The organism is Microcella sp. (assembly GCF_025808395.1).
Classification (GTDB): Bacteria; Actinomycetota; Actinomycetes; order Actinomycetales; family Microbacteriaceae; genus Microcella.
Genome location: NZ_CP075524.1, coordinates 789,154 through 803,826 on the forward strand (window position 1 = coordinate 789,154; position 14,673 = coordinate 803,826).

At 66.5% G+C, this 14,673-nt stretch carries 15 protein-coding genes; 3 read left to right on the forward strand and 12 right to left on the reverse strand.

The window, feature by feature from the left end:
* Positions 1–59: 59 nt before the first annotated feature.
* The gene (locus KIT89_RS03875; RefSeq protein ID WP_297603261.1) at positions 60–407 is read right to left on the reverse strand and encodes an iron-sulfur cluster assembly accessory protein; all 348 of its coding nucleotides are present in this window, start codon (positions 405–407) and stop codon (positions 60–62) included.
* A 57-nt stretch (positions 408–464) separates the two neighbouring features.
* Complete coding sequence (locus KIT89_RS03880) at positions 465–1,877, reverse strand: dipeptidase (protein WP_297603262.1); 1,413 nt, start codon at positions 1,875–1,877, stop codon at positions 465–467.
* Between the two features lie 44 nt (positions 1,878–1,921).
* Here KIT89_RS03880 and KIT89_RS03885 point away from each other — a divergent pair, with 44 nt between their 5' ends.
* A complete protein-coding gene (locus KIT89_RS03885; protein ID WP_297603264.1) occupies positions 1,922–2,503 on the forward strand; it encodes a DUF3043 domain-containing protein in 582 nt (193 codons plus the stop codon).
* Here KIT89_RS03885 and KIT89_RS03890 read toward each other — a convergent pair.
* The 3 genes from KIT89_RS03890 to hisD are packed head-to-tail and all read right to left on the reverse strand — an operon-like array spanning position 2,478 to position 5,323.
* A complete protein-coding gene (locus KIT89_RS03890) occupies positions 2,478–3,521 on the reverse strand; it encodes a quinone-dependent dihydroorotate dehydrogenase (protein WP_297603265.1) in 1,044 nt (347 codons plus the stop codon). The two genes, KIT89_RS03885 and KIT89_RS03890, sit on opposite strands and share 26 nt — an antisense overlap.
* Positions 3,522–3,529: 8 nt before the next feature.
* On the reverse strand, positions 3,530–4,006 hold the full coding sequence (nrdR, locus tag KIT89_RS03895) for a transcriptional regulator NrdR (protein ID WP_297603266.1): 477 nt from the start codon (positions 4,004–4,006) through the stop codon (positions 3,530–3,532).
* A gap of 12 nt (positions 4,007–4,018) precedes the next feature.
* A complete protein-coding gene (gene hisD, locus KIT89_RS03900) occupies positions 4,019–5,323 on the reverse strand; it encodes a histidinol dehydrogenase (protein WP_297603267.1) in 1,305 nt (434 codons plus the stop codon).
* Positions 5,324–5,391: 68 nt separating this feature from the next.
* Between hisD and KIT89_RS03905 the strand changes: the two genes are divergently transcribed.
* The gene (locus KIT89_RS03905; RefSeq protein WP_297603899.1) at positions 5,392–5,895 is read left to right on the forward strand and encodes a flavin reductase family protein; all 504 of its coding nucleotides are present in this window, start codon (positions 5,392–5,394) and stop codon (positions 5,893–5,895) included.
* A 3-nt stretch (positions 5,896–5,898) separates the two neighbouring features.
* Here KIT89_RS03905 and dnaE read toward each other — a convergent pair whose 3' ends face one another.
* Positions 5,899–9,414, reverse strand: coding sequence for a DNA polymerase III subunit alpha (gene dnaE, locus KIT89_RS03910; protein WP_297603268.1), 3,516 nt, complete (start codon positions 9,412–9,414; stop codon positions 5,899–5,901).
* A gap of 135 nt (positions 9,415–9,549) precedes the next feature.
* Here dnaE and KIT89_RS03915 point away from each other — a divergent pair, with 135 nt between their 5' ends.
* Positions 9,550–10,068, forward strand: a complete 519-nt coding sequence (locus KIT89_RS03915) for a GNAT family N-acetyltransferase (RefSeq protein ID WP_297603269.1) — start codon at positions 9,550–9,552, stop codon at positions 10,066–10,068.
* A gap of 7 nt (positions 10,069–10,075) precedes the next feature.
* Here KIT89_RS03915 and KIT89_RS03920 read toward each other — a convergent pair whose 3' ends face one another.
* The 6 genes from KIT89_RS03920 to ftsZ all read right to left on the reverse strand — a co-directional run bounded on the left by KIT89_RS03920 (position 10,076) and on the right by ftsZ (position 14,647).
* Positions 10,076–10,999: an RluA family pseudouridine synthase gene (locus KIT89_RS03920; RefSeq protein ID WP_297603270.1), complete on the reverse strand. Its 924-nt coding sequence runs from the start codon at positions 10,997–10,999 to the stop codon at positions 10,076–10,078.
* A gap of 33 nt (positions 11,000–11,032) precedes the next feature.
* The gene (locus KIT89_RS03925; RefSeq protein WP_297603271.1) at positions 11,033–11,821 is read right to left on the reverse strand and encodes a DivIVA domain-containing protein; all 789 of its coding nucleotides are present in this window, start codon (positions 11,819–11,821) and stop codon (positions 11,033–11,035) included.
* 133 nt (positions 11,822–11,954) lie between these two features.
* Positions 11,955–12,251: a YggT family protein gene (locus tag KIT89_RS03930; RefSeq protein ID WP_297603273.1), complete on the reverse strand. Its 297-nt coding sequence runs from the start codon at positions 12,249–12,251 to the stop codon at positions 11,955–11,957.
* 45 nt (positions 12,252–12,296) lie between these two features.
* Positions 12,297–12,749 carry a cell division protein SepF gene (locus KIT89_RS03935; RefSeq protein ID WP_297603274.1) on the reverse strand — a complete coding sequence of 151 codons (453 nt, stop codon included), beginning with the start codon at positions 12,747–12,749 and terminating at the stop codon, positions 12,297–12,299.
* A gap of 33 nt (positions 12,750–12,782) precedes the next feature.
* Positions 12,783–13,421 (reverse strand): YggS family pyridoxal phosphate-dependent enzyme, encoded by a 639-nt coding sequence (locus KIT89_RS03940; RefSeq protein ID WP_297603900.1) that lies wholly within the window; start codon positions 13,419–13,421, stop codon positions 12,783–12,785.
* A 77-nt stretch (positions 13,422–13,498) separates the two neighbouring features.
* Positions 13,499–14,647, reverse strand: a complete 1,149-nt coding sequence (ftsZ, locus tag KIT89_RS03945; protein WP_297603275.1) for a cell division protein FtsZ — start codon at positions 14,645–14,647, stop codon at positions 13,499–13,501.
* Positions 14,648–14,673: the final 26 nt, after the last annotated feature.

Consider the following 14,673-nt stretch of genomic DNA (forward strand, 5'->3'; position numbering starts at 1 on the left):
TATGTCACTGGCGATGGTCACGAGGCCGAGCGACGCTCCGAAAACGCCGTCAGATCGACCTAGTGAAAGCTATCGCCGCAAGCACAGCTGCCACCGGCGTTGGGGTTGTCGATCGTGAACCCCTGCTTCTGAATGGTGTCTTCGAAGTCGATCGATGCGCCATCGAGGTAGGGCACGCTCATTTTGTCGACGACGACCTCGACTCCATCGAAGTCGCTCACGGCGTCGCCGTCGAGCACGCGCTCGTCAAAGTAGAGCTGATAGATGAGCCCAGAGCAACCGCCCGGCTGCACGGCGAGGCGCAACCGCAGGTCGTCGCGACCCTCTTGGTCGAGCAGAGAGCGCACTTTGGTGGCGGCGGCATCGGTCAGGCTGACGCCGTGGGTGCTGAGTGCTGTTTCGCTCATGGTGACTCCTCGAAATATCGGCTGACTGTGGTCAGTGTACGCCGAGATTCTGGATGCTCACGGTAGGTCGACCGCGCCGTTGAGCCGCGCGAGCAGCACTGCTTCGGTGAGCACGGCACGATGAAACACGCCAAGGTGCAGCGACTCGTTGGGGCTGTGCGCGCGCGTCTCGGGGTCTTCGACCCCCGTGACGAGCACTTGTGCCTCGGGAAAGGTTTCGACCAGTTGTGCGATGAACGGAATCGAGCCACCGACGCCGGCGAGCACCGGTTCGGCGCCCCAGGCTTCGGTCATCGCGGTGATCGCCTCGTCTGCCGCCCAGCCGCTGGTGTCGACGAGAAATGGGTCACCGAGGTCGACCGAGTCGATGCTCAGATGAGCCCCAAACGGCGCGTGTGCCTGCAGGTGCCGCTCGACGGCGGCGAACGCGTCGCTCGCCTTCTGGCCTGGGGCGACCCGCACACTGACCTTCACGCGCACCGCGGGAATGAGGGTGTTCGAGGCGTTCTGCACGCTCGGTGCGTCGACGCCCGTGACGGTGATCGACGGCTGCGCCCAGATGCGGTGCAGCTTCTCGCCGCGCCCGATGAACTGCACCCCCTCGAGCAGCCCGGTGTCGGCCCGCAGCTGGTCGTCGCTCACGACGGGCACCGCCTGATCGTGCGAGTGCAGACCCGCCACGGCGACAGCCCCGTCAGCATCGTGCAGTGTGGCCAGCAAGGCGATGCTCGCGAGCAGGGCATCCGGAACCACGCCACCGAACATTCCCGAATGCGAGGCGTGCGCGAGCGTCGACACCGTGAGCGCGAACGTCACATTGCCGCGGAGTCCAACCGTCAACGACGGCGTGTCGACCGACCAGTTGTCTGAGTCGGCGACGACGATCACGTCGGCCGAGAGCAGGTCACGGTGCCGGTCAAGAAGTGCGGCGAACGAACGAGACCCGAACTCTTCTTCACCCTCGATGAAGACCGCGATGCCCAGGTCGGGGTCGGGGAAGATCTCCAGCAGCGCGCGGATTGCGGCGACGTGGGCGACGACGCCCGCCTTGTCATCAGCCGCGCCGCGCCCGTACAGGCGGTCTCCGCGCACCGTGGGCTCAAAAGGCGGCGTCGACCACTCGGCGTCGTCGCCAGGCGGTTGCACGTCGTGGTGAGCATAAAGCAGCACGGTCGGCCGGCCATTGCGCGGGGCTCGGCGTGCGAGCACCGCTGGCTGCCCGAGAGCACCGTCGGCCGCCGGTGCGCGGTCGATCTGCACTGTCTCGAAGATCTGCAGTGAGCGCAGCAACTCGGCAGTGTGCTCGGCAGTCTGGGCGACGTGCGACTCATCGAAGCCGAGCCACGACACCGAGGGAATGCGCACGAGCGCAGAGAGGTCGGCGATCGAGGCCGGCATACCCTCGCGAACACTGCTCTTCAGCCGGTCGAGAACCTCGGGCGGTGTGACGGGACGTTCGTGAGATGACATGCCGGTAATCTTAAGGCTCTGCCCGACCGGAAGGATGTGCCGCTGTGGCCGCCCGCGACAACGTAAACCCCTCCCCCGCCGACACCGCCGACTCGCACGAAGAGTCTGCTGCAGCGGGCAAGGGTCGTCCGACTCCGACGCGCAAAGAGCGCGAGGCCGCCCGCAAGCGCCCTCTTGTTCCCAACGACCGCAAGCAAGCGGCGAAGGAGCATCGCGAGAAGCTGAACGCGGCTCGTGAGAAGGCGCGCATCGGCATGGCCAACGGCGACGAGAAATACTTGCCGATGCGCGACAAGGGGCCGCAGAAGCGCTGGGTGCGCGACTACGTCGACGCGCGCATCTCGATCGGCGAGTTTCTCATTCCCGTGATGTTCTTCGTGATCATCTTGACCTTCATTCCGTCGATCGAGGCGCAGACGATCTCGATCATCGGACTGTGGGCGTTCTTCTTGGTTGCCGTGCTCGACTCGACGCTGCTCGGGTTCATCGTGCGCCGCAAGCTCACGCAGAAGTACGGCGCAGACAAGGTCGAGAAGGTGCGCTGGTATGCCGCGATGAGGTCGCTGCAGCTGCGCGTGCTGCGTCTACCGAAGCCGCAGGTCAAGCGCGGGCAGTTTCCTTCCTGAGCCCGGCGAGCCGTCGAGTGATCTGCCGCGCCCACCCCGGCCCGCGGTAGAGAAACGCCGTATACCCCTGCACGAGCGTGGCTCCGGCGTCGAGTCTTTGCTGTGCATCCGCAGCAGTCTCGATGCCGCCCACCGAGATCACGCAGAACTCTGCAGGCACCCTACTGCGCACTCGGCGAAGCACCTCGAGCGATCGCTCGGCCAGGGGCGCACCGCTGAGCCCCCCGACACCCGCCGCGTCAACCACGTCGGGCGGTGTGTCCAGGCCATCGCGACCGATGGTGGTGTTCGTCGCGATGATGCCGGCAAGGCCGAGCTCGAGGGCGAGGGCGCACACCGAGTCGATGGCGGTGTCGTCGAGGTCGGGAGCAATCTTGACGAGCACCGGCGTGCTGCCGGCTTCGTCGAGTACCGCGGTCAGTAGTGGTCGCAACAGCGCTTCGTCTTGCAGCCCTCGAAGCCCTGGAGTGTTCGGCGAGCTGACGTTCACGGCCACGTAGTCGGCCACGGGCGCGAGCACTCGCGCCGAGAGACGGTAGTCGTCGACGGCCTCGTCGACTGAGACCACGCGGCTCTTGCCGATGTTCGCCCCGACGATCGGGCGATGACGCCGACGGCGCTCGCGGGCGACACGCACGGCGGCCGCAGCGGCTCCCCCGTTGTTGAAGCCCATGCGATTGATCACCGCACGGTCGTCGACCAGTCTGAAGAGCCGCGGCTTCGGGTTGCCGTCTTGCGCGATCGCGGTGACGGTTCCGATCTCGACGTGGCCGAATCCGAGCGCCCACAGGCCCCGGATGCTGCGCGCATCTTTATCAAAACCGGCAGCCATGCCGAAAGGCGACTCGAAATGCAACCCGAGGGTGTTCACGGCGAGTGACCGGTCGGGCCGAGTCGCGAGGCGCACGACGGCGGTGAGTCGCAGCGCCGCGATCGCTCTGATCACGCCCACCGCAAGATGGTGCGCTCGCTCGGGATCAATACGGCGCAACACCGTGCGAAAGAGCAACGAGTACACGGCTGAGCTCAGTCGAGGCTCGCGGCGCTCGACGCGGCGTCGTGGTCGACGCGCAACTGTGCGATGGCCGACTCGAAGTCGTCGAGGTTCTGGAAGGCCTGGTAGACGCTCGCGAAGCGCAAGTACGCCACTTCATCGAGCGTGCGCAACTCGGGCAGAATCGCGAGGCCGATGTCGTTGGCGTCGAGTTGCGAGGCGCCCGTGGCTCGCAGGTTCTCTTCGACGCGCTGCGCCAGCTGCGCCAGGTCTGCATCGGTCACGGGCCGACCCTGGCAGGCCTTGCGAACGCCCGCGACGATCTTCTCGCGCGAGAAGGGCTCGACGACGCCGCTGCGCTTGATCACCATGAGGCTCGCTGTTTCGGTTGTGCTGAATCGGCGGCCGCACTCGGGGCACTGCCGCCGGCGGCGAATCGCGAGCCCGTCATCACTCGTGCGAGAGTCGATGACTCTGCTGTCTGAGTGTCGGCAGAAAGGGCAGTGCATGGTGCCGCCAGCCTAGAGCAACCGCGCCCGCACGGCGTCGCCGTGTGCGGGAAGGTGCTCTGCTTCGCTCAGGGCGAGCACGTGCGGTGCCACCTCGGCAAGGGCCGCACGGTCATACTCAACGACCTGTTGCGGCCGCAAGAAGGTATAGGCACCGAGCCCGGAGGCGAATCGCGCTTGGCCGCCAGTGGGTAACACATGATTCGAGCCTGCCGCGTAGTCTCCGAGGCTGACGGGAGTGTGGTCTCCGACGAAGATCGCCCCGGCGCTGTCGAGCTGATCGATGAGCGCGTGCGGTTCAGCAACGTGCAGTTCGAGGTGTTCAGGGGCATAGGCGTTGCTGAAGAGCACCGCCTGCTGCAGGTCGTCAACGATCACGATTGCCGACTGCGGCCCCGAGAGAGACGCCGTGACGCGCTCGCGGTGCGTTGTCGCCTCGACCGCCGCGGGCAGCGCGATTCGCACCGCCTCGGCTAGCTCGGGGTCGTTCGTGACGAGCACGCTCGCCGCGAGCTCGTCGTGCTCTGCCTGACTGATGAGGTCGGCGACAAGGTAGTCGACGCGTGCCGTCGCATCGGCGATGACGAGAATCTCAGTCGGCCCCGCCTCAGAGTCGATGCCGACGACTCCCTTTACCGCGCGCTTGGCGGTGGCCACGAACAGGTTGCCGGGGCCGGTGATGACCTGCACAGGGTCGAGCTCGATGTCAGAAACACCGTAGGCCAGAGCTGCGATCGCGCCCGCCCCGCCCATCGCGTAGACCTCGTCAATGCCGAGTAGCGATGCCGCAGCCAGAATCGTGGGGTGCACGCCGCCGCCGAAGTCGGCCTGCGGCGGCGAGGCCACCGCGATCGACGCCACGCCAGCCACCTGGGCTGCCACGACGTTCATCACGACGCTCGACGGGTAGACAGCCTTGCCACCGGGTACATACAGCCCCACGCGAGCGACAGGCAGCCACCGCTGCACAATGCGCGCGCCGGGCGCCACCTCGGTCGACTGCGAGGCTGGCACCTGAGCCGCGGTCGCCTGGCGCACACGATCAATCGCCAGCTCGAGCGCCTCGCGCACTGCGCTGTCGAGTGCGGCCTCGGCCTCGCGCAGCGCGCCGAGCGGCACGCGCACGTGCGGCGGGCGCACGCGATCGAAGCGCTCCGCCTGATCGAGCAGGGCTGCGCTGCCGCGTTCGCGGACATCCTGAATCAGGGCGTCGACCGTGTCGACAGCCGAGGGCACGTCGCTCGCCGCTCGGGGGATGAGGGCGAGCAGGTCGGCGGCAGAAAGCGCGCGGTCGCGCAAGTCGAGAGTTCGCATCATGGCGACATCAGCCTAATCGCGGCCCGCCTCGGGAATACCCGGGGCTGAATGCGGTTGCATAGACCGTGATGACCACTGCTCCAGACGCCACCGGATTCGACGCCTTCGCCCAGGCGTTTCGACGTCATGCTGCCGGCGTATCGGTGATCACGGCGCTCACGCCTGACGGTCGACCGGTCGGCTTCACGGCGACGTCTCTCGCGTCGCTCGCTGCGGTGCCTCCGCTCGCCACGTTCAACATGGCGCGATCTGCCAGCTCGTGGCCGGCCATCGAACAGACCGACCGGGTCGCCATCCACATGCTGGGCCAAGACGACTACACCGTCGCCCGCATCATGGCTGGCGACAATGCGCTGCGGTTCATCGGCGACCACTGGGAGCCGGGGCCGCACGGCCTGCCGATTCTGAAGAACGTGACGGCCTGGATGGTCGGCACAATTGTGGCCCGAACACCGGTCGCCGACAACGCGATGATCGCTGTGCAGATCGACCAGGGCGCGCTCGGCGAGCCAGACGAGCCCTTGCTCTACCACGAGCGAACCTTCCGGGCTCTCGGCGCTGAACTGAGCTAGCGATTAGGTGAGCGCGCGAGGCCCCAGCAGACCCTTCACCTCGCCATAGAAGCCCGCGCTCGTCTCAACACGGTGGGGCAGCTCGAACACCCGCGCGGTGTCGTCGCGCACCAGCCGCAGTCGAACCTCGGTCTCGCCCTTGTGTCGGTTCAACACCGAGTCGAGCTCGCTCACCACCTCGACGGTCGCCCGCTGTTCGCGCACGGTGAGCGTCAAGGGGCCCGTGTCGGCGCTCACACCGAACTCGGGCTGCTGCAGGGTCATAGCCTGCAGCGTGATGCCGTCATCACGGTGGTTGACGCGACCGCGCACGACGACGATGGTGTCGGCCACGAGCCGTGACCCGAACTCGGTATAGGTCTTGCCGAGAAACATGATCGTGACCTCGCCACCGAAGTCTTCGAGCGTGATCATGCCGTAGGGGTTTCCCGACTGCCGGGCAACGCGGTGCTGCACGCTCGTGATGAGTCCGGCCACCGTCACTTGCTCGCCATCGGCCGGCGGGTTGTCGTTGAGCTCGGCGATGCCCGTGCCGGCGTGCTGCGCGAGGGCTCGCTCGAGCCCCGCGAGGGGGTGATCAGACACATACAACCCGAGCATTTCGCGCTCGAACGCGAGCTTGTCTTTCTTCGCCCATTCGGGGCGCTCAGGCACGTGCTCAGCGCCCTGCTCTGGCTCGTCGAACAAGCTGTCGAAGTCGAACCCGACATCGCCGACCTCTTCGGCGCGCTTCTCTTTCACGGCCGCCTCGACGGCGCCCTCGTGCACCTCCATAAGCGCTCGTCGTGTCGAGCCCAGCGAGTCGAAGGCCCCCGCCTTGATGAGCGACTCGATCGCTCTCTTGTTCGCAACCGGTGCGGGAACCTTCTTCAAGAAATCGTGGAACGAGGTGAATCGCGAGGTCGACTCGCGCGCGGCGACGATGTGCTCGACCACGGCGAACCCGACGTTGCGCACCGCCCCCATACCGAACCTGATGTCATCGCCTACGGCGGCGAAGTAGCCGATCGACTCGTTGACATCGGGCGGCAGCACCGTGATGCCCATGCGGCGGCACTCGTTGAGATACACCGCCATCTTGTCTTTCGAGTCGCCAACGCTGGTCAGCAGCGCCGCCATGTACTCGGCCGGATAGTGCGCCTTGAGGTAGGCGGTCCAGTACGACACCACACCGTAGGCGGCCGAGTGCGCCTTGTTGAAGGCGTAGTCAGAGAACGGCAACAGGGTGTCCCAGAGCTTCTTGGTGGCCGCTGCGCTGAAGCCGCGCTCGGTCATGCCTGCTTCGAAGGTCTCGTACTGCTTGTCGAGCTCTTCTTTCTTCTTCTTGCCCATGGCGCGACGCAACAGGTCGGCTTGCGCGAGGGTGTAGCCGGCGAGCTTCTGGGCAATTGCCATGACCTGCTCTTGATAGACGATGAGCCCATACGTGCCGCCGAGAACCTCGTCGAGCGCGTCGGCGAGCTCGGGGTGAATCGGTGTGATCTCTTGACGGCCGTTCTTGCGCAGGGCGTAGTTGGTGTGCGAGTCGGCGCCCATCGGCCCCGGCCGATAGAGGGCCAAGACCGCCGAGATGTCTTCGAAGTTGTCGGGCTTCATCATGCGCAACAGCGAGCGCATGGGGCCGCCGTCGAGCTGGAACACCCCCAGGGTGTCGCCCCGGGCAAGCAACTCGTAGGCAGCGGCATCATCGAGCGTGAGCTCTTCGAGCACGAGCCGTTCGCCGCGGTTGGCCTCGATGTTGTCGAGCGCGTCGTCGATGATCGTGAGGTTGCGCAACCCCAAGAAGTCCATCTTGACGAGGCCGAGGGCCTCAGATGCTGGATAGTCGAACTGGGTGACGATCTGCCCGTCTTGCTCGCGCTTCATGATCGGAATGATGTCGATGAGCGGCTCGCTCGACATGATCACCCCGGCCGCGTGCACGCCCCACTGACGTTTGAGGTTCTCGAGCCCCAGCGCGGTGTCGAAGACGGTGCGGGCTTCAGCGTCGGCCTCGATGATGGCGCGAAAGTCGGCGGCCTCTTTGTATCGTTTGTCGGTGGGGTCGAAGATTCCCGAGAGCGGCATGTCTTTGCCCATGATCGCGGGCGGCATCGCCTTGGTGAGCTTCTCGCCCATGCCGAACGGAAAACCGAGCACGCGCGAGCTGTCTTTCAGCGCCTGCTTCGCTTTGATGGTGCCGTAGGTGACGATCTGGGCGACCCGCTCGTCGCCATACTTCTCGGTGACATAGTGGATGACCTCCGCACGCCTGCGGTCGTCAAAGTCGACGTCGAAGTCGGGCATCGACACTCGATCGGGGTTCAAGAACCGCTCGAAGATCAGCCCGTGCTCGAGAGGGTCGAGATCGGTAATACGCATGGCGTATGCGGCCATCGACCCGGCACCTGACCCGCGCCCTGGCCCGACCCTGATGCCGTTGTTCTTCGACCAGTTGATGAAGTCGGCGACGACGAGGAAGTAGCCCGAGAAGCCCATCTGCGTGATCACGCCGATCTCGTAGGCGGCGCGCTCGCGCACGGCATCCGGAACTCCGCCCGGATACCGCACCGCCAGACCGCGCTCGACCTCTTTCTCGAACCAAGAATCTTCTGTCTCGCCGTCGGGCACCGGAAATCGGGGCATGTAGTTGGCCGAGGTGTTGAAGGCCACGTCGACACGCTCAGCGATGAGCAGGGTGTTGTCACAGGCTTCGGGATGATCGCGGAAGAGGTCGCGCATCTGCGCGGGAGACTTCAAATAGAACTCGTCAGCATCGAACTTGAAGCGGTTCGGATCACTGAGTGTGCTGCCCGACTGCACACAGAGCAGCGCGGCGTGCGAGCTAGCGTCGCCAACGTGCGTGTAGTGCAGGTCGTTGGTCGCGACGAGCGGCAGCGAGAGCTCGCTCGCGAGCCTGATCAGGTCACCCATGACCCGCCGCTCGACCCCGAGACCGTGATCCATGATCTCGACGAAGTAGTTCTCGGGGCCGAAGATGTCACGAAACTCGGCGGCGGCCTTCTTCGCCTCGTCGTACTGCCCCAGTCGCAACCGGGTCTGCACCTCGCTGCTCGGGCACCCGGTCGTGGCGATGACGCCCTTCGCGTAGCGCTGCAGCAGCTCACGATCCATGCGCGGCTTGAAGTAATAGCCCTCGATCGAGGCCAACGACGACATTCTGAAGAGGTTGTGCATGCCCTCGGTCGACTCGGCCAGCAGGGTGATGTGCGTGTATGCGCCAGCACCAGAGACGTCGTCTTCGCCCCCACCGCCCCAGCGCACTCGCGTCTTGTCGGTGCGATGCGTGCCCGGGGTCAAGTAGGCCTCGGTGCCGATGATTGGCTTGATGCCGGCCTCGGTGGCCGTGCGCCAGAAGTCGTAGGCGCCGAACATGTTGCCGTGGTCGGTCACGGCGATGGCAGGCATGCCCTGCGCCACGGCCTCGGCGATGAGCGGCTTGACTCGCGCCGCGCCGTCGAGCATCGAGTACTCGCTGTGCACGTGGAGGTGGACGAACGAGTTGTCTCGAGTGGTCACAGCACCTCCGGGTGCGGTTCAGTATCTGGCAGGGCCACCAGTCTAGGTCGGGCGCGGCGGGCGCTCGGCGTGTCGGCGGCGCGTCGCGTCGCAACATGCACAAACCTGGCTCGCGCGCCCGATTACCATCAGACGGTGCTTGATGCCGACCTCGAACTCGCACCTCTGAGTAGCGTCCCTATCGCCGACATAACGCGGGTGCTCAACGAACCGCGCAACGCGCGCCACATGCCGCTCGTCGGTGAGCCGTTCACCGAAGACGCTGCCGCACGATGGGTCGCGGCCAAGGAATCTCAGTGGCAAGAGAACGGCTACGGGCCTTGGGCTGTGCGTGTCGGGGGCATCTTCGCCGGCTGGGGCGGTTTCCAGGAAGAGGAAGGCATGCCCGACCTCGCCCTCGTGCTTGACCCTCGATTCAGGGGGTGGGGCCACGACGTGGCGAGGCGCATGCTCGACGTCGGATTCGACGAGTTGCGATTCACCGCCGTGGTCGCAGCGCTACCCCTCAGCCGAGCACAACCGCACGTGGCGCTCGCCCGCTGGGGGTTCACCCCCGACGGTGAGGCCTCGATCGGGGGAACCACGTTCCGACGCTTCCGCCTCACGGCCGAGGCCTGGGCACGACATCAAGTCTCAGACCCGAGCGAGGGCTAACACAGGTTCAGACGTTGCGCAGCACGTCGAGCGCGTGCTGCAGGTCTTCGGGGTAGTGCGACGAGAACTCGACCCTCTGCCCCGTCACCGGGTGCCGGAAAGCGAGGCGCATGGCGTGCAGCCACTGGCGTTCCAGGCCGAGCCGAGCGCTCAGCGTGGGGTCTGCGCCATACATCGCGTCGCCGACGCAGGGGTGCCGCTGCGCCGCCATGTGCACCCGAATCTGATGCGTTCTGCCTGTCTCAAGCTGAATCTCGAGCAGCGACGCCGCCGGAAACGCCTCCAGGGTGTCGTAGTGCGTCACCGAAGGCTTGCCACCAGATACGACGGCGAACCTCCACGCGCTGCCGGGGTGCCTGCCGATGGGCGCATCGATGGTGCCAGAAGAGGGGTCGGGATGCCCTTGCACGACGGCGTGGTAGACCTTCTCGACCTCGCGGTCGTGAAACTGGCGCTTCAGCTCTCGATAGGCCGACTCCGACTTAGCTACCACCATGAGGCCGCTGGTTCCGGCGTCGAGACGATGCACGACGCCCGCGCGCTCCGGCGGGCCCGACGTGGCGATGCGGAAGCCGGCGGCAGCCAGGGCGCCGATGACGGTGGGCCCCTCCCACCCGACTGAGGGGTGGGCTGCGACCCCGACCGGCTTGTCGACGACGACCAGGTCGTCGTCGTCGTGCACGATGCCGAGATCGTCGACCTCGATGGGCTCGATACTCGACTCTCGGCGAGGCTGCCAGCTGATGTCGAGCCAGGAATCTGCGGCCACGCGGTCAGATCGACGAGCGACCCTGCCATCGATGCGCACTCCCCCGGCGTCGGCGATCTCTGCAGCCTGCGATCGTGAGAACCCCAGCAGGGTCGCCACGGCGACGTCGACCCGTTCGCCTGCCCGACCGGGAGGAACAGCAAGAGAGCGCGACTCGGTCACCGTCGCGCTCTCAGGCCGTCATCGTCTGTGCTGTCAGGAGCCGTACCCCGGGTACTGACTGGGAGGAGGCGATTGGGGGGCAGGGTATGACGGCGCTGAACCCGGTGCGGGGAACGCCGGTGCCGAGCCCGGGTACGACTGGTCGTAGGAAGGGGCCTGCGCGGGGCTCGCGGCCGCGGGCGCGCTGGGCGCCTGCCCGGTCGCGCTCGACGGCACCGAGCTCGGCGCGCCCTCGGGCTGCGCGGTTCCTTCGAGCTCGCGCAGCTGGCCTTGGATGTAGGTGCGCAGCTGCTGGCGGTATTCGCGTTCGAAGGTGCGAAGCTCGTCGACGCTGCGCTGCAGCGCCGCACGCTGCTGCTCGAGCTGCTGCAGCTGGCCCTGCTGCGCGCTCGAGGCCTGCGCGACGATGCGAGCCGCTTCGGCCTCGCCCTCGGCGATGAGCTGCTCTTTCTTCGCCTGACCCTCGCGCACGTGCTCTTCGTGCAGTCGGCGAGCGAGCTGGAGCAGGTTGTTGGTGTCGGCCGAGGGCTCGCCTGCGGGCGCCGCCGGTGCTTCAGCGACGGGCACGGGCATGGGAGCCGGCATGACGGGCGGTGCCGCGGCCTGCGCGGGTGCCGGTGCCCCGCCGCCGCGCTGCAGCTCGGCGATGCGCGCATCGGCGGCCACCAGTCGCTGGCGAAGCTCGTCGTTCTCTTGCGTCAGGCGACGCAGCTCGACGACGATCTCGTCGAGAAAATCATCGACCTCGTCTTGGTCGTATCCCTCACGGAACTTGGTCGACTGGAAGCGCTTGTTCACGACGTCTTCGGGCGTGAGGGCCATGCGCGTCACCTCAGAACTTTCTTGAGCGAATGAATAACGATGGGGTAACGCTAGCAACAACCTGTCACATGCGTCACATCCGTGTCAGCAAGCGTACAGCCTCGTCATTCGAGTCGGCCGAACTGCTGCACCCTCATCGGCCGCTCGTGAGCGACATCAGAATGAGCAGCACGATGAGCACGATCGTCCAGGCGAGGTCGAGCCTGATCGAGCCCAATTGCAGAGGCGGAATCACGCGCCGCACGGCCTTGATCGGCGGGTCGGTGATCGTGTAGCTCACCTCGGCGACGACGACCACGAGACCGCGGGGGCGCCAGCCGGGGTTGAGCACGAGCATCCAGTCGAAGACGAAGCGTGCCCACATCGCCACGAACACGACGAGGAGCGCCACGTAGATGATGTTCAGGATGATCGAGAAGGCGAGGGGCACGTGCCTAGTCTCTCAGGTCTCACGAGAAGCTTGCTGTGCCGCCGCTCAGTCTCGGGGCAGGAACGAGGCGTCGACGTCTGGCTCGATCTCGGCCGCGTCACCGCTCGTCGTCACGTGGGCGGGCGAGAGCAGGAAGACCCCGCTCGTCACGCGCTCGATGCGCCCGTAGAGACCCTCGGTCAGACCGCTCGCGAAGTCGACGAGTCGTCGCGCGTCTGAGTCGGTCATCTGCGAGAGGTTCATGATGACCGGAATGCCCTCGCGGAAGCTCTCGGCGATCACTCGAGCGTCTTTGTAGGCGCGCGGGTGCACGGTCAGGATCTCGTTGAGGTCGGAGTGCGCCGAGGCCCTTGCGGGCGCGGCGCGCCGCAACGGCGTCACCGGGGCGCGCTGCGCGGCTGGCGCCGGAGCGGGTGCCACCGCAGCAGTGTGCTCGTAGTCGACCTCTTCATCGGCGAGGCCGAGGTACACCATGGTCTTGCGCAGCGGATTGCTCATGTCTGGTCCTTACCGGTCGTGGCACTGTCGAGGTTAAGGGCGATCAGGCCGTTTTCCGGTGATTGCCGTGCCGATGCGCAGGTGTGTCGCGCCTTCAGCGATCGCGTCGGCGAAGTCTGACGACATGCCGGCCGAGATGCTCGACGCCGCTGGTTCGAGCATCATGACTCGCTCTGAGATGCCGCGCAGCCGAGCGAACGCGGCGCGCGGCTGCTCATCGAGGGGGGCGACAGCCATCACCCCGACGAGGCGGAGCGACGGATGCTGCAGCACGTGCTCGGCGAGGCCATCGACAGCGGCAGGCTGCACGCCTCCGCGGGCGGGATCGTCGGTGAGGTTCACCTCGATGAAGACATCGAGCGGGGCAGCGGTGCGGGCCAGGGCGGTGACGAGCGAGAGGCGGTCGACCGAGTGCACCACCGTCGCATACTCGGCGACCGCTCGCGCCTTGTTCGACTGCAGCTGACCGACGAAGTGCCACACGATGTCGAGCTCGCTCAGCTCGACCGCCTTGGGCGCCGCATCCTGGTGCCGGTTCTCACCGAAGTCGCGTGCGCCGAGGCCGACGAGCTCACGAATCACCGACGCCGGGTGAAACTTCGTAACCACGATCGTCGTGATCTCAGCGGGCGCCCTGCCCGCATCACGGCAGGCATCAGCGATGCGATACATCACTGAGCCGTAGCGCTCAGCGAGGCTCGGTTCGGCGTGCTGCGTCACCTCGCGACGACCCTGTGTCAGCCCGGCCGTCAGCGCAAGAAGTCGGGCACGTCGAGCTCGTCATCGTCATCGACGGTGACCGACTCGAGGGGCGCGGTGGCGCCGAGAGACGAATCGTCGGCCCACGAACGGTCGAGCACCGCAGCATCAGCGTCCGTCGACGGCGGCGCTGCCAGGTCGTGCGAGGCGGGCACGAAGTTCTCGCGGCGATCGCGGTGCACGGTCGACGGCTCGCCGCCGTCGAAGCCCGCGGCGATGACCGTCACTCGCACTTCGTCGCCGAGCGTGTCATCGATCACGGCGCCGAAGATGATGTTGGCTTCGGGGTGCACCGCCTCTTGCACGAGCCGCGCGGCGTCGTTGATCTCGAAGATGCCGAGGTTCGAGCCGCCCTGCACCGACAGCAGCACGCCGTGCGCGCCGTCGATGCTTGCTTCGAGCAGAGGGCTCGCGACGGCGAGCTCTGCGGCCTTGATGGCCCGATCGGCTCCCCGCGCCGACCCGATTCCCATGAGGGCCGAGCCGGCGCCCTGCATGACGCTCTTGACGTCGGCGAAGTCGAGGTTGATGAGTCCGGGTGTGGTGATGAGGTCGGTGATTCCCTGCACGCCGGCCAGCAGCACCTGATCGGCGGTGGCGAAGGCCTCGAGCATCGAGATGCCGCGGTCTGAGATCTCGAGCAACCGATCGTTGGGCACGACGATGAGGGTGTCGACCTCGTTCTTGAGACTCGCGACTCCGGCGTCGGCCTGCGCTTGGCGGCGCTTGCCCTCGAACGCGAAGGGCTTCGTGACGACACCGATGGTGAGCGCCCCGATCGACTTCGCGATGCGGGCCACGACGGGCGCACCCCCCGTGCCGGTGCCTCCGCCCTCGCCGGCCGTGACGAACACCATGTCGGCGCCAGCCAGGGCCTCTTCGATCTCTTCGGCGTGGTCTTCGGTCGCACGACGCCCCACTTCGGGGTCAGCACCCGCGCCGAGGCCGCGCGTCAGCTCGCGCCCGACGTCGAGCTTGACGTCGGCATCGCTCATGAGCAGAGCCTGCGCGTCGGTGTTGATCGCGATGAACTCGACGCCTCGCAGGCCGAGCTCGATCATGCGGTTGACGGCGTTGACACCACCTCCACCGATGCCGACGACCTTGATCACGGCGAGGTAGTTCTGGTTCGATGTCACAGCGGAGCCTTCCCCGGTAAACTCTC

What these genes read in the sequence shown, in the direction of transcription:
- KIT89_RS03940 (WP_297603900.1), bottom strand. Translation starts at nt 13,421, where the DNA reads ATGTATCGCATCGCTGATGCCTGCCGTGATGCGGGCAGGGCGCCCGCT.
- hisD (WP_297603267.1), bottom strand. Translation starts at nt 5,323, where the DNA reads ATGATGCGAACTCTCGACTTGCGCGACCGCGCGCTTTCTGCCGCCGAC.
- KIT89_RS03905 (WP_297603899.1), top strand. Translation starts at nt 5,392, where the DNA reads ATGACCACTGCTCCAGACGCCACCGGATTCGACGCCTTCGCCCAGGCG.
- KIT89_RS03935 (WP_297603274.1), bottom strand. Translation starts at nt 12,749, where the DNA reads ATGAGCAATCCGCTGCGCAAGACCATGGTGTACCTCGGCCTCGCCGAT.
- KIT89_RS03880 (WP_297603262.1), bottom strand. Translation starts at nt 1,877, where the DNA reads ATGTCATCTCACGAACGTCCCGTCACACCGCCCGAGGTTCTCGACCGG.
- KIT89_RS03875 (WP_297603261.1), bottom strand. Translation starts at nt 407, where the DNA reads ATGAGCGAAACAGCACTCAGCACCCACGGCGTCAGCCTGACCGATGCC.
- nrdR (WP_297603266.1), bottom strand. Translation starts at nt 4,006, where the DNA reads ATGCACTGCCCTTTCTGCCGACACTCAGACAGCAGAGTCATCGACTCT.
- KIT89_RS03925 (WP_297603271.1), bottom strand. Translation starts at nt 11,821, where the DNA reads ATGGCCCTCACGCCCGAAGACGTCGTGAACAAGCGCTTCCAGTCGACC.